Raw genomic sequence first — 21,787 nt, 5'->3', positions numbered from 1 at the left:
GCGCCGGGCTTACCGTCGGATCATGTCGACACCCGGACCGTACCCCAGCTACCCGGACGGACCGTTCGAGCCGCCGCGGGCGGCTCCGAACCGCCCGCCGTCGGTCGATCGGTCGTTCCAGCTGTGGCTGGCCAACGGCGTACTCGGCCTGATCGGGTTCATCCTCGTCCTCACCGTTGGCAAGGACACCTTCCGCGATGAGGTCGTCAAGACCCTGCGCGAGGGCGGCACGGCTTACACAGACGCCGATATCGACGCCGCTCTCACCATCGGCCTCGCGTTCGCGGGCATCGTCGCGGCGATCTTCTTCGGCCTTTATCTGCTGTTCGCGTTCAAGATGCGCGCGGGCCGCAACTGGGCGCGGGTCGTGTTGGCAGTCCTCGGTGGCCTCGCCCTGCTGCTCAACATCATCGGGCTTGCCGGCGGCGGCAACATGATCGAAACGATCGTCACGATCGTCCAGATCGCCCTGATCGGCGGCGCCGTGTACTACATGTTCACCAAGGAATCGGCTGAATACTTCGACGCCGTCAAGCGCCACCCCTAGCCTCCCCCATGACACCGGGTGATCTTCCCCAAGTAACACGACCCGCCCCGGCGGCTACTTAACTTCCGTGAGCGTCCCCTTACCTGTCCACCGGCCGCGAGCGGTCAATGGCGCCTTCGCGGGCGCGTTGACGGGGTCCGCGCTGGCCGCGCTGCTGCTCGGTGTGTCCGACCGCGATCTCGGCTACCTCGGCCTCGGCGCCGCGGTCTCGGCCCTGGTGTCGGTCGTGCTCGCGTTCCCCATGCGCACGGGCAAGGCGTGGGCCAGGGTCGCGCTGTTCGTCTCGGCCCTGGTCGGGGCGCTGTGCGCGCCCGCCGTGGCCAACTCGACCGGCTCGGCGCTCACCTTCGCCGTCGGCGGCGCGCTGGTGCTGGCGTGGGCGGTGGTGGTCTGCCTGCTGGCCCGCTCGGACGTCCGTGAGTACACGGTGCTGCAGGGCATGAGAAGCTGACCGAATGACCGACGTCGTGACCGAGGACACCGACCTGGCCTGGCCCGCGCGTGAGGGCGCGGTCAACCAGCCGCGCCGGGCCGTCTTCGCCGCTGTCGACGTCGTCGTCGCCGGGCTGCTCGGCTGGCTCGCGGTGTGGATGTGGGGGCAGGGCATCGATGTGGTCGGCGTGGTGCGCGACCGCCCTGACCTGGTCGTCGACCGGTTCCAGGGGCAGTGGATCGGCGGCTCGGTGGCGGTGGCCACGCTCGGGTTGATCCTGATTCTCGACGCGGTGCGGCAGCTCGTGCTGGCGGTGCGCTCCCGCTCGCGGTGATCGCGGCGCGGTTTGAAACACTGGTGCGGTGACTTCCGAGGTCAGCCAGGCACACGTCAGCAGCTCGGCCGCGTTGTTCGACCGGGCCAAAGCCGTCATCCCCGGCGGGGTCAACTCGCCGGTCCGCGCGTTCAACGCCGTCGGCGGCACGCCGCGGTTCATGGTCAGCGGCACCGGTCCCTACCTGTTCGACGCCGACGACAACCGCTATGTCGACCTGGTCTGCTCGTGGGGCCCGATGATCCTGGGCCACGCGCACCCGGCCGTGGTGGAGGCCGTGCGCCGCACCGTGGGCGCCGGGCTGTCCTTCGGCACGCCGACCGCCGGTGAGGTCGACCTCGCCGAGGAGATCATCGCCAGGGTCGCGCCGGTCGAGCAGGTCCGGCTGGTCAACTCCGGCACCGAGGCCACGATGAGCGCGATCCGCCTGGCCCGCGGGTTCACCGGGCGCAGCCGAATCGTCAAGTTCGCGGGCTGCTACCACGGCCACGTCGACGCGCTGCTCGCCGAGGCGGGCTCCGGTGTGGCCACCCTTGGCCTGCCCACGACGCCCGGCGTCACGGGCGCGCAGGCCGAGGACACGATCGTGCTGCCCTACAACGACCTCGACGCCGTGCGTGCCACGTTCGCCGAGCACGGCTCGACGATCGCCGCGGTGATCACCGAGGCGGCGGCGGGCAACATGGGCGCGGTCGCCCCGGTAGACGGGTTCAACGCGGGCCTGCGCGAGATCACCCGCGAGTACGGCGCGCTGCTCGTCATGGACGAGGTGATGACCGGCTTCCGAGTGTCGGCCTCGGGCTGGTTCGGGCTGGAGGGTGTCGCGGGCGACCTCTACACCTTCGGCAAGGTCATGTCCGGCGGCCTGCCCGCCGCGGCCTTCGGCGGCCGGGCCGACGTGATGGCGTCGCTGGCCCCGGTCGGGCCGGTCTACCAGGCCGGGACGCTGTCGGGGAACCCCGTCGCGGTCGCCGCCGGGCTCGCGACCCTCCGCGCCGCTGACGCGTCGGTCTACGCGGCCCTCGACGCCAACGCCAAGCGACTCGGCGCGCTGTTCACCGAGGCGCTGACCGCGGCGAGCGTGCCGCACCGGGTGCAATTCGCCGGGAACCTGGTCAGCGTGTTCTTCACCGAAGACGAGGTCATCGACTACGCGGGCGCCAAGGCCGCGCAGACCTGGCGCTTCCCTCCGTTCTTCCACGCCCTGCTCGACCACGGCGTCTACGCCCCGCCCAGCGCGTTCGAGGCGTGGTTCGTCAGCGCCGCCCTGGACGAGGCCGCGTTCGCCGAGATCGAGGCCGCCATGGGACCCGCGGCCGCCGCCGCTGCCGCCGCCAAGGAGCCGTCGTGAGCAAGACGATCGTCCACCTGATGCGCCACGGCGAGGTCCACAACCCGACCGGCATCCTCTACGGCAGGCTCGCGGGCTTCCGCCTGTCCTCGACCGGCGAGCGCCAAGCCCTGACCGTCGCCGAGCACCTGCGCGACAACGACATCGTCCACGTCGTGGCCTCACCGATGGAGCGCGCGCAGCAGACCGCGACCCCGATCGCGGCGTCGCACCGCCTGGAACTGGCCACCGACGACCGGCTCATCGAGGCGGCCAACGTCTTCGAGGGCAAGAAGGTCTCGGTGGGCGACGGCGCGCTGAAGTCGCCTGCCAACTGGCCCCACCTGCGCGACCCCTTCACCCCGTCCTGGGGCGAGCCGTACCTGGAGATCGCCCACCGCATGCTCGCCGCGGTCTACCGCGCCCGCGCGGCGGCGGAGGGCCACGAGGCGGTGTGCGTGTCGCACCAGCTGCCGGTGTGGACGATCCGGCGGTACCTGGAGGGCAAGCGGCTCTGGCACAACCCGGCGTACCGGCAGTGCTCGCTGGCCTCGCTCACCAGCCTGGTCTTCGATGACGAGGAACTCGTCGCCATCCGCTACGCCGAACCCGCGGGCACCAGCGACCCGAAGGCCACGGGCGCATGAGGACCCTCCTGCTCGCGGTCGCGTTCGTGCTCCTCGCAGGCTGCTCGACGGGCAAGGACGCGGTCGCGTCGGGCACGGAGTTCGTGTTCGTCTCCCCGAACGGCAAGACCGAGATCGAATACCCGGTCGCCGAACGCAAGGTCCTGCCCGAGGTGTCGGGCGAGGACCTGTCCGACGACGCCAAGACGATCAAGCTGTCGGACTACCGGGGCAAGGTCGTCGTGCTCAACGTCTGGGGCCAGTGGTGCGGCCCCTGCCGGACCGAGGCCCCTGAACTGCAGAAACTCCAGGACGAGTACGGCTCGCGGGGGGTGCAGGTACTGGGGATCGCCGTCCGGGAGGTCAGCAAGGCCGACCCACGGGACTTCATGAAGGACCGCGGCCTCACCTACCCGTCGATCTACGACCCACCCGGCCGCAGCCTGCTGCCGCTGAAGGGCTACCCGCGCTCGGTCGTCCCGGCCACCTTCGTGATCGACAAAGAGGGCCGGGTGGCGGCGGCGTACCTGCGGGACCTCCTGGCCGCCGACCTGACCCCGGTGATCGACAGGCTGCTCGCCGAATCGAAGTGAGCGGCGGTGTGAGCCGGACCGCATAGCTGACGGCCGCTCGCATAGACCGGATACCCACTGCCTACCCTGATCGGGTGGATCCCACCGCGCTCGCCACGTCCGGGCCGCTGTTGCTGGCGGCCGGTGTCGCGCTGCTCGCCGGGATGATCTCCTTCGCGTCCCCCTGCGTGGTCCCGCTCGTTCCCGGCTACCTCGCCTACCTCGCCGCCCTCGTCGGCGCCGACGCGCCGGCGGTGAGCACCGATGAGGACCGCAAGCAAGGCCGTTACCGCGTCCTCGGCGCCGTGGCCCTGTTCGTCCTCGGGTTCACCGTCGTCTTCGCGGCGGGCGTGGGCAGTCTGGTGTGGCTGGCCGACGCGCTGCTCATCAACCAGGAACTGCTGCAGCGCATCGGCGGGGTACTCACCATCGCGATGGCGCTGGTCTTCATCGGGCTCGTGCCCGCACTGCAGAAGGACCTCCGCCCGCACAAGGTTCCTCGGATGGGCCTGGCGGGCGCCCCGATCCTCGGCGGCATCTTCGGCCTGGGCTGGACGCCGTGCCTGGGGCCGACGCTCACCGGTGTGCTGTCCATGGCCGCGTCGACCGGCGGCAGCGCGGCCCGCGGCTACCTGCTGGTCCTGGTCTACTGCCTCGGCCTCGGTGTGCCGTTCCTGCTCATCGCGGTGGGCGTGCGCTGGGCGGTCAAGGCATCCGGGTGGCTGCGGACCCACGGCCGCACGATCCAGCTCGCGGGCGGCGCGCTGCTCCTGGTCGTCGGGATCATGCTGGTCACCGGCCTGTGGGCGGACGCGGTGGGCTGGCTGCGCAACGCCGTCGTCAACGATGTGAAGCTGCCGCTGTGACCGCATTCCTGCGCAACACCTGGCGCGGCCTGACGTCGATGCGGACAGCGCTCATCCTGCTGTTCCTGCTCGCCCTGGCCGCGATGCCCGGCGCCCTGTTGCCGCAGCGGTCGCTCAACCCGCCGAACGTCACCGCCTACATCGCCAGTCATGGCTGGTGGGGCACGCTGCTGGACCGGATGCAGTTCTTCGACGTCTACGGCAGCGTCTGGTTCTCGGCGATCTACCTGATGCTGTTCATCTCACTGGTCGGCTGCCTGCTGCCGCGCACGTTCGAGTACGCCAAGGCCCTGCGCGCCCAGCCCGTGCTCACCCCGCGCAACCTCGCCCGGCTGCCCCACCACGAGACCGCCACCCAGGTCGACACCCCCGCCGACGTGATGGCAAGGGCGCGCGCCCGGCTGCGCGGCTGGCGGCTGGTCGAGCGCGAGGAGGCCGACGGCGCGCGGAGCCTCAGCGCCGAGCGCGGCTACCTGCGCGAGACCGGCAACCTGATCTTCCACTTCGCCATGCTCGGCCTGATCGTCGCGCTGGCGCTGGGCAAGATGTTCAACTACGAGGGCCAGGTCATCGTCAAGGCCGACGGCTCCGAGTTCTGCAACTCGGGCACCCTCAACTACGACTCGTTCCGGCCCGGCCTGCGTGTCGACGGCACCGACCTGAGCCCCTTCTGCGTGCGGGTCAACGACTTCAAGGCCAACTACCTGCCCACCGGCCAGGCCGACAGCTTCACCGCCAAGATCGACTACCAGGCGGACGACGACCTGGCGACCAACACCTGGCGGCCCTACGACCTGGAAGTCAACTCGCCGCTGCGCACCGCGGGCGACCGGGTCTACCTGCTCGGCCACGGCTACGCGCCGACCTTCACCGTCACCTGGCCCAACGGCGAGCAGCGTCCGCAGACCATCCAGTGGCGCCCGGTCGACAACCTGACCCTGCTCTCCGAGGGCGCGGTCAAGTTCGACCCGCCGGGCGTGACCGACTCCGAGGAGCGTCGCAAGCGCCAGCTCGTGGTCACCGGCCTGCTCGCGCCGACCGCGCTGATGCACGACAAGCTGCTGACCTCCGGCTTCCCCGACCTGCGCGACCCGGCCGTCGCCGTCGACGTGCTGCGCGGGGACTCCGGGCTGGACTCCGGGCGCGGCCAGTCGATCTTCGGCATCGACCAGTCGATGGTCGACAGCGGCAGGCTGACCAAGGTGGCCAGGGAGAACCTCAAGCCGGGTGAGGCCATCACCCTCGACGACGGCACGAAGATCCGGTTCGACGGAGTCGAGCGCTGGGTGTCGCTGCAGGTCTCCCACGACCCGACTCAGCTCTGGGTCCTCGTCAGCTCGGTCTTCATGATCTTGGGCCTCGGCGCCTCGCTGACGGTGAAGCGGCGCAGGCTGTGGGTGCGTGCGGCCCCTCAGGACGAGGGTCGTACCGTGGTCGAGGTCGGCGGCTTGGCCCGAACCGACCAGGCGGGATACGGCGAGGAGTTCCGGACGGTCGCCGCCGAATTGCTCAGTCCCAGGAGGGGTACCTGATGCCGGTCAACGAGACGCTGTCGACCTACAGCGACTGGACCTACAGCGCCGCAGCGCTCGTCTATGTCTTCGCGATGATCGGCTACGCCGTCGAGCAGGCGTTCAACCGCGCGGCGAAGAAGTCCGAGGCCAGGGAACTGGTCGGCGCGGGCGCACCGGTCATCGGCCTGATCGAGCAGCCCCCCGGCCGCGACAAGCCCGAGCGCTTCGGCCGGGGCGCCGTCGCGCTGACCGCGCTCGGCGCGCTGCTGCACCTGTCGGCCCTGGTCCTGCGCGGCGTGGCGACCCACCGCGCGCCCTGGGGCAACATGTACGAGTACGGCATGGCCGTCACGCTCGTCGCGGTCACCACGTGGATCGTGCTGATGACCAAGTTCGACGTGCGCAGGCTCGGCGTGTTCGTGCTCACCCCGATCGTGATCCTGATGTTCCTCGGCGGCACGGTCCTCTACACCGACGCCGCGCCGGTCCAGCCCGCGCTGCAGTCGTACTGGCTGATCGTGCACGTCTCGGCCGCCATCATCTCCAGCGGCCTGTTCCTGATCCCCGGCGTGGTCAGCGTGCTGTACCTGATGCGCACCCGGCACGACGCGAACCCGGCGAAGTTCGCCAGGTTCGGCCCCAAGCTCCCCGACGCGGACACCCTCGACCGGCTCGCCTACCGCACCACCATCTTCGCCTTCCCGATCTACACCTTCGGCATCATCTGCGGCGCGATCTGGGCCGAGGCGGCATGGGGCCGGTTCTGGGGCTGGGACCCCAAGGAGACCGTCGCGTTCGTCGCGTGGGTCGTCTACGCGGGCTATCTGCACTCGCGGGCGACCGCGGGCTGGCGGGGCACCCGGGCCGCGGTGATCAACACGGTCGGCTTCGCGATCGTCGTGTTCAACCTGTTCTTCATCAACTTGGTGATCGCGGGCATGCACTCATACGCGTAGGCGCCGGACTCGCAGGACCGCGCCTAGTGCCCCTCACCTGCGGTTGCTCATGCGAAGTGCGTTACGGTCGCGCTTGAGGGATTCAGCGGTCTGGGTGCAGGAGGAGTCGCGCGGGTGACTGGACGTCGAGAAGAGTCAGACCTGGCCTGGCGGCCACCTGCCGACACCTCCGATGCCGACTTCGGGCCCGCTCCGGAGAAGGATGTGTCCCACCTGGAAGAGGAGGCCGTCACGGACTCGACCCGCCACCCCGACCCCGCCTCATCCGGCCCCCACCACGACCCCGCGGCGCTCTCCGGCCCGCACCAGGTCGGCGGCGGCCAGTCCGGCCCGCACGCGGTCAACCCGAACCAGTCGGGCCCGTATTCGGTGAACCCTGGCCAGTCGGGTCCGCACGCGGTGAATCCCGGTCAGTCGGGTCCGCACGCGGTGAATCCCGGCCAGTCGGGCCCGTATTCGGTGAACCCCGGTCAGTCGGGTCCGCATGCCGTGAACCCCGGTCAGTCGGGTCCGCATGCCGTGACACCAGGTCAGTCGGGTCCGCACCCGGTGAACCCCGGGCCGTACGGGCAGCCGGGATACGGCCAGCAATACGGCCACCCGCAGGGCCAGCCGCAGCCCGGCCACCCCCAGCGCGGCCCTCAGGCCGCCGAGCAGCCGCACGACCTGTCCTCGGCCCGCCTGCTCAAGCAGGCCAAGCGCGCCCCGCAGTCGGGCTGGCGCAAGGCCGTGTACGTCGCCAGCGGCCACCTGATCAACGTCGGTGAGAGCCCGGCCGACGTCCGCAGGCGTGAGCTGATCGCCAGGGTCAACCAGCCCCTGCGCGGCTGCTACAAGATCGCCATGCTCAGCCTCAAGGGCGGCGTCGGCAAGACCACCACGACTACCACCCTGGGCAGCACGTTCTCGTCGCTGCGCGGCGACCGGGTGATCGCGGTGGACGCCAACCCCGACCGCGGCACCCTGAGCCAGAAGATCCCCCTTGAGACCACCGCGACCGTCCGCCACCTCCTGCGCGACGCCGACCGCATTCGCCGCTACAGCGATATCCGCGCGTACACCTCGCAGGGGCCGTCCCGGCTGGAGGTGCTCGCCAGCGAGCAGGACCCGGCCGTGTCGGAGGCCTTCAGCGAGGCCGACTACCGGCGCACCGTGGCGTTGCTGGAGCACTTCTACAACATCGTGCTCACCGACTGCGGCACCGGCCTGATGCACTCGGCGATGAAGGGCGTTCTCGACATCGCCGACTCACTGGTGATCGTCTCATCCGGTTCCGTAGACGGCGCCCGAAGCGCTTCGGCCACGCTGGACTGGCTGGACGCGCACGGGTATCGCGATCTGGTCGCCCGATCGGTTGCTGTGATCAACTCGGTGCGGCCCAAGTCGGGTTCGGTCGACCTGGACAAGTTGGCCGCGCACTTCGGTTCTCGGTGCCGGGCGGTGTGCCGGATTCCGTTCGACCCACACCTGGAAGAGGGCGCGGAGATCGAGCTGGACCGGTTGGCCCCGGAGACCCGGATCGCCCTACTGGAACTGGCCGCCACCGTGGCCGACGACTTCCCCCGCTGACACCTGTCACACTCGTGCGCCGCGCCGCTCACCATGCGCTGCCCACGGCCGGGAGGGTGGCCGCGCGCAGCCGAGCACCTTCCGGGGACGCGGAGTGCGACATGCAGCGCTCGCACGGCATCCCGCCCAGCCCAGGCAACACCTCCGCGACCCCCGGAGCGACGGTGAATCCGCACAGCGCGGGCAACACCGCAGGCGGTGTCCCAATGGCCTGCGGCACCGGAGCGGCCACCAGGTGCACCATTCGCTGGGTTTCGCGCACCCCTGGCCCCGATCGCAGGCGCACCAACAACAAGGGCGCCGTTTGCGCGTCGCCGGTCATCGGCTGCCCCGGCACAGCCACCGTGTCCACCAACGCTCATGACGCTCCGGCGCACTCGGCCGAGAAGGCTGTCCCCACGCAAATACGAACCGGCCACACGTCGGACACGGTGGACGCGGCGCGCAGTGCGAGGACGCAGGCGTCACCGAGGCGCCACACACCGCCCCGAACACACCCGAAGGGTTGGTCGCGAACTCCTCGTCCCGCACCGCGTGATCCAGCCTGTCCAGGCAGGTCAACCACAACACCGGGGGCCTTGTCCCCGCCCGACCGCTCATGACCTACCCCGCCGATCGCGGAGATCCCTGCGGATATCGCGCACGGTCAACCTGATCACCAACACCGCCGCGACTCCCAGAATCACCACCGTCCACACCGACCCGCTCACGACGCACCCACTGGATCGGGCGCTGGCGTGGTGTTCATGTTTGTTGTCCTTCCCCTTGTTTTCGCCGCAGCGCCCAACGGACCGTTTGGCGCAAGAGGTGACCTCGGAGAATGAGGCCGCTGCGGCGAGGTTGGCTACCTGGTAATTTCGGCCTGATACCAGAAGGTTCCGACAACATGGCAACTATCGCAATCGTGTTGCGCTAGGCACAACGGGTGATGGTTTCATCGGTCGCGGTGACACTAGGCTGTTACCGCCAGGACAACACGAGGACGACATGGGAAAGAGGACGCCCAAGGCGCTGGCGCTGGGCAACGCGCTTCGGCAGGCGCGGTTGGAGAAGGGGTTCACCTTGCGGGATTTCGCCGGACAGATTCAGCGTGATCCTGGTGTGCTGTCTCGGTGGGAGACGGGTGACCGGATTCCGCGACCCGAACAGGTGGCCCAGATCCTGACCTCCCTGGGCGTCGCCGGGGAACAGTACGACGACGTGATGACCTTGGTGTACGGGACAGATGAGCCGCAGTGGGTGGCCACGACGCTGCCCGAGCAACGGCAACAGTTGGCCGCCTACATCGAATTCGAGCAGAGCGCACAGAAGATCACCGAGATCACGCCGCTGATGATTCCCGGACTTCTACAGACGACCGACCACGTGCGGGCGATCATGACAGCCGGGGGCGTTCCGCCCGTCGACATCCCTACCCGAATCGCCGTTCGCGCGGGCCGCCGAGAGGTCATCACGCGACCCAACCCGGCTCGACTGCTCGCGCTGGTCGGCCAGGCCGCGCTGTACCAGAACATCGGCGGACACTCAGGGATGCTCGCGCAGTTGCATCACCTGGTGGAGGTGAACCGGCTTCCCAACGTTGACGTGCGGATAGTGCCGTTCGGCGTCGGCTGGCACCCCGGACTGGAAGGCGCATTCAACCTCATCGAGTCTGACAACGCCCCGGCAGTCGTGTTTCTCGACACTCGACGTTCGACCCTGTGGCTGCACAAGGAAGTCGATGTGAACGCGTACAAGCAGGCTGCGGAAATGGTGGCGCGGGTCGCGCTGGACGCCGAGGAATCCATGCGACTCATTACCGATTTGATACAGAGAATGGAGAACAGAGATGTCCTTCCCGGACACCCCGACAACCTGGCGTAAGTCGAGCCGCAGCCAGTCCGGCGCAACGTGCGTCGAGCTACATCGCACCATGGGGGAAGTTCGCGACTCCAAGAATCCGAACGGACCGACGATAAACGCGAACATGGCCGCGCTCGTTCGCCTCATCCACGTAGGCGAATTCAACTAGGTCAGCTTTGTCGCGACCGTCCCGTCTAGGGTACGCGGCCAACAGCTCGACCACGGCGGGATCTCTCAGGCGATCCGACCGAGGGATTTGGCCCAGACCGATGCCCCGCGCCGACAACTCGCCCGATTGACGAGCCGCCTGCGCACGTCACGAGGGTGTGACGGTCGTCTTGGCGGGCTTCGTGAACCACTCTTCGGCGATGTCGACTCGCATGACCTTGCCTGCGAGCGAGAGCGCGGTCGTGGTGATCGCACCCGGACGCCATTCGGCGGTGTGCGCCCATTCAGGAACGATGCCACCGACGTCGGTACCGTTGATCATCAATGTCGGCTCGAAATCGGCCAGGGTGTGTCCGTCGGCGGTGTGGATGATGACGGTTCGACCTTGCCCTCCACGATAGACCGTGAAGAACTGGCCTTTCTTGGCGTTGCGGGCGACGTCGAGCGCGGCCCATCCGTTGTTCTCGATCGCGATGACGACGGTTTCCTTGTCGACGCGGTCGTTGGCGACGTGGATTCGGGCGATCGCGGTGAGAGTACGCACGCGGTCAGGCGATGTGCCGTCGTGCATGTTGAAGGATTCCTCGAATGTCATCATGTCGCAGTCGCTCGGGTCGCCGCCGTAGAGAGCGATGACGTCGTCTTCGTTCACCCCGTCGGCGATGGTGAGGGTGAATCCGCCGTAGACGGCCTGGTCGTTGATCCAGGAGTAGCGGTTAGAGTCGACCATCGGTGTCATCCCTTGTATGCGTCCCTGGCGATGTCGTGCGGATTGAGGATGACCACAAGGAATTGATCGCCATCGGCCATCTTGTTCACGTAGTAGAACGTGTTCATCGTTTCCCCCTGGCTGTTGTTCTCATTCTCGGGCACCTCTTCGACTCTCGCCCCCTTTCCGCCTTCGCCTGTTGTCGCCATAGGGTACTCGTCCAGGCTTGTCCGACTGAAGGCTCGCGCACGCCCGGAGAGCGCGGCGGCGCGGTTGGCGTCCGCATTCGCGCGCATAAGAGTCAACAACGCGGGTTTACCCGCCGACCACGCGATACTGATGTTGCGCGCGATATACGGCGTGGCCTTCGCGTCGATCGGCAGCACCGGCAACTCGCCACACCGACGATCCCGTTTGATCACGGTAGGCGTGCATTCCTCCAGTCGGTGTCTCCACGGCTCGGGCACGGCCATCCCGTTGGGAGCGCCTGCGAACAGTTCGACCACGGCGGGGATCTCGCTGACGATCCCACCAATGACCGGAATGCCGACCACCGCGTCGCGCACCGGAGGAACCTGCGTCACGACGACCACCACGACCACCGCCGTGATGACCTTGGATCTGATCCCTGTCCGAGTCCGCGAGCCCATCGACAAACCCCCAGGTTGTCAGGTGAGTCGAACCTGTCACTCTGAGTATCGCAGAGATCGCCGACAGTTCCCAGGGTGGCGCCAGGAGGCCACCTGGGTCGAAGTCAGGCCGGGGGCTCGTCCTCCGGACGGGGCTTCTTCTGGTCCAGCTTGCGCAGGAAGTCCGGGTCGTCGTCCGGCGCCAACGTGGTCCGGCGGGACGGGACCTGCGCGGCTTGGGGACCGAACGCACGCCAGAGGAGGACCGCGACCGTGAGAGCGCCGACCACGGCGAGTAGGTAGATCATCGAGGCACCTCCGAAACAACCACTGAGATGTTCGAGGTTAGCCGGTTTGTCCGTTACATGGGTGTTGACTGGTCGCCTGCTTCGGTGGTCAGTTCGGCCAGCAGGGCCTTGACCTCCGATTCGCGGAAGCGGCGGTGGCCGCCCGGGGTGCGGATGGAGCCGATGCGGCCCGCTGTCGCCCAGCGGGTGACGGTCTTGGGGTCGACCCGGAACAGGGCCGCGACTTCCCCTGGGGTCAGCAGCCGCTCTCCGACGTGCCCAATGGTCACCTTCGCCGCCTCCTTGGCCGAAAATCCGCCTGAACCAGGAGCATCGTGGCATCTCGCCCTTCGAGTACTCGAACGGTTGGGTGATGGTAAAGAGGTAGTAAGGGACAAAACGGCCGGTTCGGACACGTACCGCACTCGTCGTACGCTTTGGCCGTGGACACCGTCGATCGTCGAATTATCGCTGCCTTGCGCACCAATGGCCGGGTTACCTACGCCGATCTAGGCAGGCAGGTGGGGTTGTCGGCGTCGGCGGTGCACGAGCGGGTCGGCAAGCTGGAGACCGCCGGGGTGATCACCGGCTACCACGCGGTGGTCGACCCGAGGGCCGTCGGCCTTGGCGTCACGGCCCTGGTGTCGATCCACCCGACCGACACCGCCGACGACGAGGACGTCGCCGACGCGCTGGGCGAGCTGCATGAGGTCGAGTCCTGCTACCGGGTGGCCGGGGACGAGTCGTTCGTCGTCAAGGTCCGGGTGGCCACGGTCGACGACCTGGAGCGCGCGCTGAGTCGCCTGCGTCGGATCAAGGGCGTGGCCAGGACCCGCTCGACGGTGGTGCTCTCGACCCGGTTCGAGGGCAGGCCGAACACCGTCGACGAGGAGCGCGGGCATGCCGAGTAACGTCCAGGACGTGCAGGAACACAAGCACCTGGGCCGCGACATCGCCCTCTACACCGCCGCGCGGGTGGCCATTGTGGCGGCCGTCACGGGCGCGCTGGCGTTGTTCGACATTCCGCTGCTCGTGGCGCTGGCCATCGGCATCGTGGTGGGCTTCCCGCTCGGGCTGCTGCTGTTCCGCGGCCTCAACGAGCGGGTCACCGCGGGCCTGGCCGAGCGCTACGCCGACCGCGACCGGCTGCGCGCCGAGCTGCGCGGGGACACCGAACCGGATGAGGAGAAGTAGTGGCCGTCGCCGCCGCGGTGCTGGTCGGGCTGGTCGCCCTGATCCACATCTACATCCTGGTGCTGGAGATGTTCCTGTGGAAGACCCCGCGTGGGCGGGCCGCGTTCGGCACGACCAAGGAGTTCGCTGCGGAGTCGGCGACCCTGGCGGCCAACCAGGGCCTCTACAACGGCTTCCTCGCCGCGGGCCTGATCTACGGCCTGGTCGCCGACTCGACACCCTTCCAGGTGTTCTTCCTGATCTGCGTGGCCGTGGCGGGCCTCTACGGCGCGGCGACGGTGTCCAAGCGGATCCTGTTCGTCCAGACCGTCCCGGCCGCGTTCGCCCTGCTGACGGTGCTGCTCGCGCGATGACCGCGACCGATCGCCGCGGCGCGCGGACCCGGGCCTGGGTCTGCCAGGCCATCCGGATCATCGAGGCCGACGCGAACCGCAGCGCCGACACCCACCTGCTGCCCTTCCCGCTGCCGGTCGACTGGAACGTCCAGCTCTACCTCAAGGACGAGTCAACCCACCCGACCGGCTCGCTCAAGCACCGCCTCGCGCGGTCGCTGTTCCTCTACGCCCTGTGCAACGGCTGGATCGTCGACGGCACCCCGGTCATCGAGGCCTCCAGCGGCTCCACCGCGGTCTCCGAGGCGTACTTCGCCCGGATGCTCGGCCTGCCGTTCATCGCGGTCATGCCGCGTACGACCAGCCCGGAGAAGGTCGAGCTGATCGAGCGGCAGGGCGGCCGCTGCCACTTCGTCGACGAGCCCGGCCAGATCTACGCCGAGTCCCGCAGGCTGGCCGACGAGCTCGACGGGCACTACATCGACCAGTTCACCCACGCCGAGCGGGCCACCGACTGGCGCGGCAACAACAACATCGCCGAGTCGATCTTCGAGCAGATGGCCATGGAGCCGCACCCCGAGCCCGCGTGGGTCGTCGTCGGCGCGGGCACCGGCGGGACCAGCGCCACCATCGGCCGCTTTATCCGCTATCGCGCCCTACAGACCCGCCTGGCCGTGGTCGATCCCGAGCACTCGGTCTTCTTCGACGCCTGGCGCGACGGCGAGCCAGGGCTGACCGGCAGCCGCGGCTCGCGGATCGAGGGGATCGGCAGGCCGCGGGTCGAGCCGTCTTTCCTCGGCACCGTGATCGACCAGATGATCAAGGTGCCGGACGCCGCGTCGATCGCCGCGGTCCGGATGGCCGAGCGGGTCACCGGGCGCCGGGTCGGCGGGTCCACCGGCACCAACCTGTGGGGCGCGCTGCGGCTCGTCGGCGAGCTGCGGGCGGCCGGGGAGTCGGGCAGCGTGGTGACGCTGCTCTGCGACGGCGGCGAGCGCTACTCCCACACCTACTTCGACGACGCGTGGCTGGCCGCCCAGGACCTCGACATCGAGCCGCACCTCGCCGTCCTGGACGAGTTCTTCGCCACCGGGCTGTGGCCCGCGGGCGCGCTGTAAACCGGAGGGCGCATGGACGAGACGTGGAAGAGCGAGCGGCTGCTGGCCGCCGAGGCCCAACTCGACGCCGCGCTGGCGAGCCTGGCCGCGGCCGAGGCGAAGGTCGCCGAAGCCGGTGCGACCTCCGACACCACTGAGCCGGACACCCGGCACCGTGACGATGACGACGAGTCCGGCTACACCGTGCGCAGACACGACGCCTGGTAGTCGAGCCGTCTCCCCGGGTGGGGGTATTTCGGCGAAAGTGGAACTAGCGTGAAATTCCAGGTGGCCCGCACCCCCCGACTGCGCAAGCGGTGAGACGCTATTAGCGAGAACTTTGCGGGCCGGTAATCCGCTTAGGCTATTCGGAGTAATATTGTAGTGATCTGCGCGACAATTGCATTGAGTAACATACGGTCTAGTCCATTACTCCGATCAGGTGATATCGGTATCCCGCTATCCAGGGTCGGCGGCGGGTCCCGTTATGGTCTGGCGCGCAGGGTTGTGCCAGGTCAGGTGGAGGGCGTGTTCGATGTCGGGGTTCGGCGACGCGGGGAGTGCGGCCTCCGCGCTCCGGGGGAGCGCGCGGACGAACGCGACAACGGTCCGGTCGTCACCCAACGGGGAGGGGAGTCCCCAGCGGCCTGGAAATGGGTGGTCCAGCGGCGGCGAAAGTCGACGAAGAACCAATACCCGCGTTTTCCACGAGATATCTCCCGGGTAACCGGAGAAATTCTCAGAACCGCAGCACCGTTCTCCCATCCTCGTCCCCCAGGAGTACGACAGTGGTGTCTCGCCCGCTCACGAGACTGTTCGCCGCCATCGCATGCGTTGTGGCGGTCGTCGGTGTCACCTCGGCCTGTTCGTCCAGCACCGCCGCATCCGGGACAAAGGTCACGCTCGGATTCAGCGCTTGGCCCGGCTGGTTCCCGTGGCAGGTCGCCCAGGAACAAGGGTTGTTCGCCAAGAACGGCGTCAACGTGGACTTGAAGTACTTCGACAGCTACACCGACAGCCTCAACGCCCTGTCGACCGGCGCGATCGACGCCAACAGCCAGACCCTCAACGACACGCTCGCCTCCGTCAGCGGTGGAGCACAGCAAAAGATCGTCCTGGTGAACGACAACTCCACCGGAAATGACAAGATCATCGCCGCGGAGGGCATCACCAGCGTCGCGGGTCTGAAGGGCAAGAAGGTGGCGGTCGAGCAGGGCACGGTGGACCACTACCTGCTGCTGCTCGCGCTCGCCGAGGCCAAGCTGACCGAGAAGGACATCGAACTCGTTCCGATGGCCACCGACGCCGCCGCCGCAGCGTTCGCCGCGGGCCAGGTCGACGCGGTCGGCGCGTTCGCGCCGTTCACCACCACCGCGCTCGAGCGCAAGGGCAGCACCGCCATCGCCACCTCCGCGGAGTTCCCCGGCGCCATCCCCGACCACCTGGTGTTCACGGCCGACTTCGTCAAGGACCACCCCAAGGAGGTCCAGGCGCTGGTCACCACCTGGTTCGAAACGGTGAAGTGGATCAAGGACAACAAGGACAAGGCCGTGGAGATCATGGCCAAGCGCGGCGGCGTGAGCGCTGACGACTACAAGTCCTACGACGCGGGCACGACGATCTTCACCCGCCAACAGAACCTGGACGCCTTCACCCCCGGCACCACCCCGGCGCACCTGAACCACCAGGCCGACCGGATCATCGACTTCATGCTTGAGACCGGCCTGGTCGGCGAGCGGCCGAAGATCGATGGGCTGCTCGATGATCAGTTCGTGAAGTCGGTCAAGGAGTGAGTCAGCTGCTGGAGACCGACGCCCACCCCTCCCGGCCCGGCCGGGAGGGGTGGGCGCCGTTGCCGCGCAGGCCCAAGCCACGCCGTACCTCCGCGCTGCTCACCATCCGCACGTCCATCTCGAACCGGTCCACCTTGGCGCTGGGCGTCGTGTCGCTGGCGCTGCCCGTGATCGTGTGGGTCGCGGTGTGGGCGTTGGGCGTGGTGCCGGGCAAGTTCCTGCCGTCACCGGCATCGGTGCTCGACGCGGGCCTGGAGATGGCCAAGTCGGGCGAGCTGTTCACCGACCTGTGGGCCACCGTGCAGCGGGTGCTGCTCGGGTTCGGTCTCGCGGTGCTGGTCTCGGTGCCGCTCGGCCTCGTGATGGGCACGTTCGCGGCCGGGCAGGCGCTGTTCGGCCCGGTGATCAGCGTGCTGCGGTATCTGCCCGCGAGCGCGTTCATCCCGCTGCTGATCATCTGGCTGGGCATCGGGGAGCCGTCGAAGGTCCTGCTCCTGTTCATCGCCACGGTCTTCTTCAACACGCTGATGACCGCGGACGCGGTGCGCCGGGTACCGCGCGCGATGATCGACGTCTCCTACACGCTCGGCGCCCGCCGCGGCGAGGTGCTGCGCAAGGTGATCGTGCCGTACTCGCTGCCTGGCATGCTCGACGCGATCCGGGTCAACGCCGCCGCGGCGTGGAACTTCGTGGTCGTGGCCGAACTGATCGCCGCGACCGAGGGCCTCGGCTACCGGATCGTGCGCGCCCAGCGGTTCACGCAGACGGACAAGATCTTCGCGGTGCTCATCGTGATCGGAATCGCGGGCGTGACGTTCGACGTCATGATCCGCTTGCTGCGGGACAGGGTGGGCAGATGGTCGATGTGACTCCGCTGGCGGGGACGCTGGTTATGCGCGGGGTGAGCAAGGACTTCCGGGAGCGCGGCCGGACGGTGCGCGCCCTGGAAGGGGTCGACCTCCGGGTGGAACCGGGTGAGTTCGTGTGTGTCGTCGGCGCCAGCGGGTCGGGAAAGTCGACGCTGCTGGCCATGGTCGCGGGGCTGCGGACGCCGACCGAGGGCACGATCACCCTCGATGACGCGCCGGTCGACGGGCCTGGTCCCGACCGCGGGCTGGTCCCGCAGGCCGGGACCCTGTATCCGTGGCGCACCGTCGAGCGCAACGTCGCCTTCGGCCTGGAACTGCTCAAGGTCGACGCGGCCGAGCGCGCCCGCAGGGTCGACTGGTACCTCGCCGAGACCGGCCTGACCGACCTGCGCGACGCCTTGCCTCGCCAGCTCTCCGGCGGCCAGCAGCAGCGCGTGGCCATCGCGCGCGCGTTGGTCTGCGAACCCGAGGTGCTCCTGCTCGACGAGCCGTTCGGCGCGCTCGACGTGCAGACCAAGGAAGACATGCAGGTGCTCATCCGGCAGGTGTGGCAGGACACCGGGAAGACCGTGCTCATGGTCACCCACGACGTCGAGGAAGCGGTCTTCCTCGGTACCCGGGTCGTGGTCCTGGCCTGCGACCCCGGTCGGATCGCCGCCGACCTCGCCGTCGACCTGCCCGCCGACCGGGACCTCTCGGTCAAGCGCACCCCCGAATTCCTGGCCCTGCGCGCGTCCATCGAGGACCTCGTCCGGGCCCAACACAACGCGCACACGGCCCGCGCGACGGCAGGTGACCGATGATTCTCAGCAGGCTAGGCATCCGGGGCAAGCTCAATGTGCTGCTCCTGGTGCCGCTCACGGCGGTGCTCGTCGTGGCCGTCCCGTGGGTGATGGGCCAGATCGACACCGCACGGTCCTCCCGCAGCACCGCCGACGTCGCGGGCCACGCGCGCGACTTCAGTGGGCTGGTGTGGGAGTTGCAGCGCGAGCGGCTGCTCACCGCGGCCTATCTGGCGAACCCGGAGGCGGACAACACCGACCTGGTCCGCCAGCACCGCACCGTCGACGACGCGGCCAACACCGCGATGGGCGTGCTGGGCGCGGACGGTTCCGACGAGCTGGCCTCCGCCCTGGTCCGCATCGGCTCGCTGCGCGAGCTGCGGCAGAACGCGCTGCGCCACGGTGTCTCCGCCGACGCCGTCGCCCGTACCTACCACGCGGTCATCGGCGCGGTGATCGACGGACTGCGGCTGGTCCTGCAGTCCGACACCGACGCCGAGGGCACCCGCCAGCTCACCGTGCTGGACTCGCTGCTGCGCGCCAACGAGGAGGGCGAGCTGCGCGGCATGGCGTTCATCGCCGCCGCCATCGACCCGACCACCGGCCAGGTCCTGGTGGACAACGCGACCGCCCAGTCGCGGATGCTGACCGAGCGGTTCGTCGAGCAGGCCGACGCCGTGCACGCGGGTCTCGTGGTCGAGGTCGCCCAGGGTGAGGCGGCGCGCAAGGTCGACACGCTGGCGGGCAGGCTGCCCGTCGACGCGAGCGCCCGACCGGACTTCGTCTCCGACGCGCTGGAGGCCGTGCGGGAGCAGTCGCGACTGCGGCGCGGCGTGCAGGACCAGGTCACGGCCCAGGTCACCAAGGCCGCGGCGGACCGGGCGTCCGGCGCGCAGGCGTCCGCGTGGACGGTCGGGGTCGGCGCGGCGCTGCTGTTCGCGCTGGTCGCGTTCCTGGCCCTGCGGGTCAGCCGCTCCATCGCCGACCCGCTGCGCAGGCTCACCAACGCCGCTGTGTTGATCGCCGACCTCGCCGAGAACGAACTGGTCCGGGTCGCCGACACCGAGGAGGCCGAGGACCAGGCCCCGCAGTTCGCCGAGATCGAGGTGGTCTCCAGCGACGAGGTCGGCCAGCTCGCCGCGGCGTTCAACCGCGTGCAGTCGACCGCGTCGGCGCTGGTCGAGCGGCAGGCGGTCACCCGGCGCAACGTCGGCCTGATGTTCGCCAACGTCGCCCAGCGCACCCAGAACCTGGTCGGCAGGCAGATGGCCCTTGTCGACGAACTCGAGCGCGACGAGCAGGACGTGCGCCTGCTCGAACGGCTCTACCGGCTCGACCACGTCTCCACCCGCCTGCGCCGCAGCGCCGACAACCTGCTGGTCGTCGCGGGCGCGCAGGAGCAGGGCAGGCTGTCGGGGCCGATCGAGCTGGCCATCGCGCTGCGCTCGGCGCTGGCCGAGATCGAGGAGTACCAGCGGGTCGACCTCGGTTCGATCGCCGACCTCACGCTGCCCGCGCCGATCGGGTCGGACCTCGTGCTGGTGTTCGCCGAGCTGATGGACAACGCGACATCGTTCTCCCCGCCGGGGGCCACGGTCGAGGTGGGCACGTCGTTCACCGCCGACGGGTCCTGTGTGGTCAGTGTCGTCGACCACGGCATCGGGATGCCCGCGCAGAAGCTGGCCGAGGAGAACCGCCGACTCGTCGAGCGCGAACGCCTCGACATCGTGCCGACCACGGTGCTCGGCCTGTTCGTGGTCGGTCGCCTGGCCCGGCGGCATTCGCTGCGGGTGCGGCTGGTCCCGACCGAGGGCGGCGGCATCACCGCGCAGGTGGTCATCGTCCCCGAGCTGTTCTCCCGGCCGGTGGAGGAGCCGCGCGACGAGCCCGGACCTCCGGTGGTTCCGGGGCTGCGCATCCCCGGCGCGGCCCCGGCGTCCGGGTTCAGCTGGTTCCCGAGTTTCGAGGGCGAGGAACCCGACTGGGCGGCGATGGGCCGCGCCGAGCCCGCCCCGGCACCCGTCCGCGCGTCCGGGCCCACGGTCCCGGACCTGGTCGCCCCGACGGTTCACCCGGCACGGGAGGGTGCGGCGCAGGACGGCCGCCAAGGCCTGCGTCGGCGGGTCGCGGGCGCCCAGCTCCCCGGTGGCGTGGTGCCTGCCCCTGAACCGACCGTGGTGGTCCCGCCGGTCCAGGCCGACGCGCCGCGGCACGACCCGGAGGCGGCCCGCGCCGCCCTCGACGCGTTCGGCTCGGCCTTCGCCCGCGCGGCGGATAGGGCGGAGAGCGCAGAGGAGACGACGCTGTTCACCACCTCCGCGGCCCGAGCCCCCGAGGGTGGCGACTCGCGGTCGGGCCTGACCCGCCGGGTCGCGGGTGCGCAGGTGCCGCCGCGGGCGGTCGTCGAGCCACCCGCTCCGCAGGCTCCGGCCAGGGCTGGGCTCAACCGCCGCGTGGCGGGTGCGCAGCTGCCGGGGACGGGCGCCCCGGAGACGCCGGGCACGGTGCCGCCGATCGAGCCGCCCCGGCCCGACCCGGAAGCCGCCCGCAAGGCCCTCGACGCGTTCGGCACCGCGTTCGCCCGCGCGGGCGGTTCGTCCACAGCGGACTCACTGGGCGGGGACCTGCGCGACGAGTCGCGGGCCGGGCTCAGCAGGCGGGTGCCCGGCGCGCACCTGGCACCCGGACTGCGCAAGGCCGGGGCCACCCCGGACGTGCGGGCCGCGCCGGTGGCCACCGAGCGGCGCGAGCGCGACCCGGAGGCGGAGCGTTCCGCCCTGGACATGTTCACTACAGGATTGGCAAGGGCGGCCAAGGCGACCGCGCTGGACGCCGCGAAGGACGGAGCCTCACGGCGTGAGGCGTATCCGAGGAGAGAGAGCAAAACATGACCAGGCCGGCACCCACGATCAGCGTAGATGCGCAGAACTTCAACTGGCTGGTCAGCAGGTTCACTCAGAACACCGCGGGCGCCATCGGGGCGATCGCCGTGTCCGCCGACGGTCTGCTGATCGCGATGTCGGCTGACCTGCAGCGGGCCAACGCGGACAGGCTGGCGGCCATCTCGTCGGCGATGCTCGGCTTGGCCAACGGCGTGTCCGACAGCCACCCGCTCGGCGCTCCCGACAAGGTCATCATCGAATTGGAGCGCGGCTACCTGCTGGTCTGCACGATCAGCATCGGGTGCTCGCTAGGGGTGCTCGCGACCAAGCAGGCCAGCTTAGGCACCATCGCCTACGAGATGGCGATGTTCGCCAACCGGGCCAGCGCGGTGCTGACCCCGCAACTCATCGAGGAACTCAAGAACAGTGTCGGATAGCGATCCGGACGTGTCGCTG

27 protein-coding genes are annotated in these 21,787 nt (G+C 69.3%); 22 read left to right on the top strand and 5 right to left on the bottom strand.

Annotation, left to right across the window (positions count from 1 at the left end; all coding sequences use genetic code 11):
* Positions 1 to 22 precede the first annotated feature (22 nt).
* From BN1701_RS24155 to BN1701_RS24110, 10 genes are all read left to right on the top strand, one after another.
* Positions 23 to 547 carry a hypothetical protein gene (locus BN1701_RS24155; RefSeq protein ID WP_054052477.1) on the top strand — a complete coding sequence of 175 codons (525 nt, stop codon included), beginning with the start codon at positions 23 to 25 and terminating at the stop codon, positions 545 to 547.
* Positions 548 to 614: 67 nt separating this feature from the next.
* A complete protein-coding gene (locus BN1701_RS24150) occupies positions 615 to 998 on the top strand; it encodes a hypothetical protein (RefSeq protein WP_157368193.1) in 384 nt (127 codons plus the stop codon).
* Positions 999 to 1,002: 4 nt separating this feature from the next.
* Positions 1,003 to 1,314: a hypothetical protein gene (locus BN1701_RS24145; RefSeq protein ID WP_054052473.1), complete on the top strand. Its 312-nt coding sequence runs from the start codon at positions 1,003 to 1,005 to the stop codon at positions 1,312 to 1,314.
* A gap of 28 nt (positions 1,315 to 1,342) precedes the next feature.
* On the top strand, positions 1,343 to 2,665 hold the full coding sequence (hemL, locus tag BN1701_RS24140; protein ID WP_054052471.1) for a glutamate-1-semialdehyde 2,1-aminomutase: 1,323 nt from the start codon (positions 1,343 to 1,345) through the stop codon (positions 2,663 to 2,665).
* Positions 2,666 to 2,685: 20 nt separating this feature from the next.
* Positions 2,686 to 3,291 (top strand): histidine phosphatase family protein, encoded by a 606-nt coding sequence (locus BN1701_RS24135; protein ID WP_054056092.1) that lies wholly within the window; start codon positions 2,686 to 2,688, stop codon positions 3,289 to 3,291.
* Positions 3,288 to 3,863: a TlpA disulfide reductase family protein gene (locus BN1701_RS24130; protein ID WP_054052469.1), complete on the top strand. Its 576-nt coding sequence runs from the start codon at positions 3,288 to 3,290 to the stop codon at positions 3,861 to 3,863. Before BN1701_RS24135 ends, BN1701_RS24130 begins: the two co-directional genes overlap by 4 nt.
* A 74-nt stretch (positions 3,864 to 3,937) precedes the next feature.
* Positions 3,938 to 4,708 (top strand): cytochrome c biogenesis CcdA family protein, encoded by a 771-nt coding sequence (locus BN1701_RS24125; RefSeq protein WP_054052467.1) that lies wholly within the window; start codon positions 3,938 to 3,940, stop codon positions 4,706 to 4,708.
* A 38-nt stretch (positions 4,709 to 4,746) separates the two neighbouring features.
* Positions 4,747 to 6,240 carry a cytochrome c biogenesis protein ResB gene (locus BN1701_RS24120; RefSeq protein WP_082860415.1) on the top strand — a complete coding sequence of 498 codons (1,494 nt, stop codon included), beginning with the start codon at positions 4,747 to 4,749 and terminating at the stop codon, positions 6,238 to 6,240.
* A complete protein-coding gene (gene ccsB / locus BN1701_RS24115) occupies positions 6,240 to 7,178 on the top strand; it encodes a c-type cytochrome biogenesis protein CcsB (RefSeq protein WP_054052464.1) in 939 nt (312 codons plus the stop codon). Before BN1701_RS24120 ends, ccsB begins: the two co-directional genes overlap by 1 nt.
* Positions 7,179 to 7,292: 114 nt before the next feature.
* A complete protein-coding gene (locus BN1701_RS24110; RefSeq protein WP_054052462.1) occupies positions 7,293 to 8,747 on the top strand; it encodes a MinD/ParA family protein in 1,455 nt (484 codons plus the stop codon).
* Positions 8,748 to 8,775: 28 nt separating this feature from the next.
* Here BN1701_RS24110 and BN1701_RS24105 read toward each other — a convergent pair whose 3' ends face one another.
* Positions 8,776 to 9,099, bottom strand: a complete 324-nt coding sequence (locus BN1701_RS24105) for a hypothetical protein (RefSeq protein WP_231949687.1) — start codon at positions 9,097 to 9,099, stop codon at positions 8,776 to 8,778.
* 635 nt (positions 9,100 to 9,734) lie between these two features.
* On the opposite strand from BN1701_RS24105, the gene BN1701_RS24100 reads away from it, so the two are divergent.
* Together BN1701_RS24100 and BN1701_RS38320 are read left to right on the top strand one after the other, a co-directional pair.
* On the top strand, positions 9,735 to 10,610 hold the full coding sequence (locus tag BN1701_RS24100; protein WP_067520870.1) for a helix-turn-helix transcriptional regulator: 876 nt from the start codon (positions 9,735 to 9,737) through the stop codon (positions 10,608 to 10,610).
* Positions 10,576 to 10,758, top strand: coding sequence for a DUF397 domain-containing protein (locus BN1701_RS38320; RefSeq protein WP_082860021.1), 183 nt, complete (start codon positions 10,576 to 10,578; stop codon positions 10,756 to 10,758). Before BN1701_RS24100 ends, BN1701_RS38320 begins: the two co-directional genes overlap by 35 nt.
* A gap of 147 nt (positions 10,759 to 10,905) precedes the next feature.
* Here BN1701_RS38320 and BN1701_RS24095 read toward each other — a convergent pair whose 3' ends face one another.
* From BN1701_RS24095 to BN1701_RS24080, 4 genes are all read right to left on the bottom strand, one after another.
* Positions 10,906 to 11,487 carry a hypothetical protein gene (locus BN1701_RS24095; RefSeq protein ID WP_054052460.1) on the bottom strand — a complete coding sequence of 194 codons (582 nt, stop codon included), beginning with the start codon at positions 11,485 to 11,487 and terminating at the stop codon, positions 10,906 to 10,908.
* A gap of 5 nt (positions 11,488 to 11,492) precedes the next feature.
* Complete coding sequence (locus BN1701_RS24090) at positions 11,493 to 12,068, bottom strand: NucA/NucB deoxyribonuclease domain-containing protein (RefSeq protein ID WP_157368192.1); 576 nt, start codon at positions 12,066 to 12,068, stop codon at positions 11,493 to 11,495.
* Between the two features lie 152 nt (positions 12,069 to 12,220).
* The gene (locus tag BN1701_RS24085; protein ID WP_054052456.1) at positions 12,221 to 12,403 is read right to left on the bottom strand and encodes a hypothetical protein; all 183 of its coding nucleotides are present in this window, start codon (positions 12,401 to 12,403) and stop codon (positions 12,221 to 12,223) included.
* A gap of 53 nt (positions 12,404 to 12,456) precedes the next feature.
* Positions 12,457 to 12,672 (bottom strand): BldC family transcriptional regulator, encoded by a 216-nt coding sequence (locus BN1701_RS24080; RefSeq protein ID WP_172803305.1) that lies wholly within the window; start codon positions 12,670 to 12,672, stop codon positions 12,457 to 12,459.
* A gap of 153 nt (positions 12,673 to 12,825) precedes the next feature.
* Between BN1701_RS24080 and BN1701_RS24075 the strand changes: the two genes are divergently transcribed.
* The 10 genes from BN1701_RS24075 to BN1701_RS24030 all read left to right on the top strand — a co-directional run bounded on the left by BN1701_RS24075 (position 12,826) and on the right by BN1701_RS24030 (position 21,768).
* Entirely contained in the window at positions 12,826 to 13,293 is a 468-nt protein-coding gene (locus BN1701_RS24075; protein ID WP_054052454.1) for an Lrp/AsnC family transcriptional regulator, read from the top strand.
* Positions 13,283 to 13,576 (top strand): DUF4229 domain-containing protein, encoded by a 294-nt coding sequence (locus BN1701_RS24070; protein ID WP_054052452.1) that lies wholly within the window; start codon positions 13,283 to 13,285, stop codon positions 13,574 to 13,576. Before BN1701_RS24075 ends, BN1701_RS24070 begins: the two co-directional genes overlap by 11 nt.
* Entirely contained in the window at positions 13,576 to 13,929 is a 354-nt protein-coding gene (locus BN1701_RS24065; RefSeq protein WP_054052450.1) for a DUF1304 domain-containing protein, read from the top strand. Before BN1701_RS24070 ends, BN1701_RS24065 begins: the two co-directional genes overlap by 1 nt.
* A complete protein-coding gene (locus tag BN1701_RS24060) occupies positions 13,926 to 15,026 on the top strand; it encodes a PLP-dependent cysteine synthase family protein (protein WP_054052448.1) in 1,101 nt (366 codons plus the stop codon). The genes BN1701_RS24065 and BN1701_RS24060 overlap by 4 nt, the downstream gene beginning before the upstream one ends.
* Before the next feature lie 12 nt (positions 15,027 to 15,038).
* A complete protein-coding gene (locus BN1701_RS24055; RefSeq protein WP_054052446.1) occupies positions 15,039 to 15,233 on the top strand; it encodes a hypothetical protein in 195 nt (64 codons plus the stop codon).
* Positions 15,234 to 15,796: 563 nt separating this feature from the next.
* Positions 15,797 to 16,798: an ABC transporter substrate-binding protein gene (locus BN1701_RS24050; protein WP_231949686.1), complete on the top strand. Its 1,002-nt coding sequence runs from the start codon at positions 15,797 to 15,799 to the stop codon at positions 16,796 to 16,798.
* Entirely contained in the window at positions 16,795 to 17,667 is an 873-nt protein-coding gene (locus tag BN1701_RS24045) for an ABC transporter permease (RefSeq protein ID WP_082860019.1), read from the top strand. The genes BN1701_RS24050 and BN1701_RS24045 overlap by 4 nt, the downstream gene beginning before the upstream one ends.
* Positions 17,655 to 18,470, top strand: coding sequence for an ABC transporter ATP-binding protein (locus BN1701_RS24040; protein ID WP_054052442.1), 816 nt, complete (start codon positions 17,655 to 17,657; stop codon positions 18,468 to 18,470). Before BN1701_RS24045 ends, BN1701_RS24040 begins: the two co-directional genes overlap by 13 nt.
* Positions 18,467 to 21,340 (top strand): nitrate- and nitrite sensing domain-containing protein, encoded by a 2,874-nt coding sequence (locus BN1701_RS24035; protein WP_082860018.1) that lies wholly within the window; start codon positions 18,467 to 18,469, stop codon positions 21,338 to 21,340. The genes BN1701_RS24040 and BN1701_RS24035 overlap by 4 nt, the downstream gene beginning before the upstream one ends.
* The gene (locus BN1701_RS24030) at positions 21,337 to 21,768 is read left to right on the top strand and encodes a roadblock/LC7 domain-containing protein (RefSeq protein ID WP_054052440.1); all 432 of its coding nucleotides are present in this window, start codon (positions 21,337 to 21,339) and stop codon (positions 21,766 to 21,768) included. The genes BN1701_RS24035 and BN1701_RS24030 overlap by 4 nt, the downstream gene beginning before the upstream one ends.
* The last annotated feature ends 19 nt before the right edge of the window (positions 21,769 to 21,787 follow it).

The organism is Alloactinosynnema sp. L-07, assembly GCF_900070365.1.
Lineage (GTDB): Bacteria > Actinomycetota > Actinomycetes > Mycobacteriales > Pseudonocardiaceae > Actinokineospora.
The sequence above is the reverse complement of the archived record's forward strand: the minus strand, read 5'-3'. Positions and strand labels throughout refer to the sequence as shown.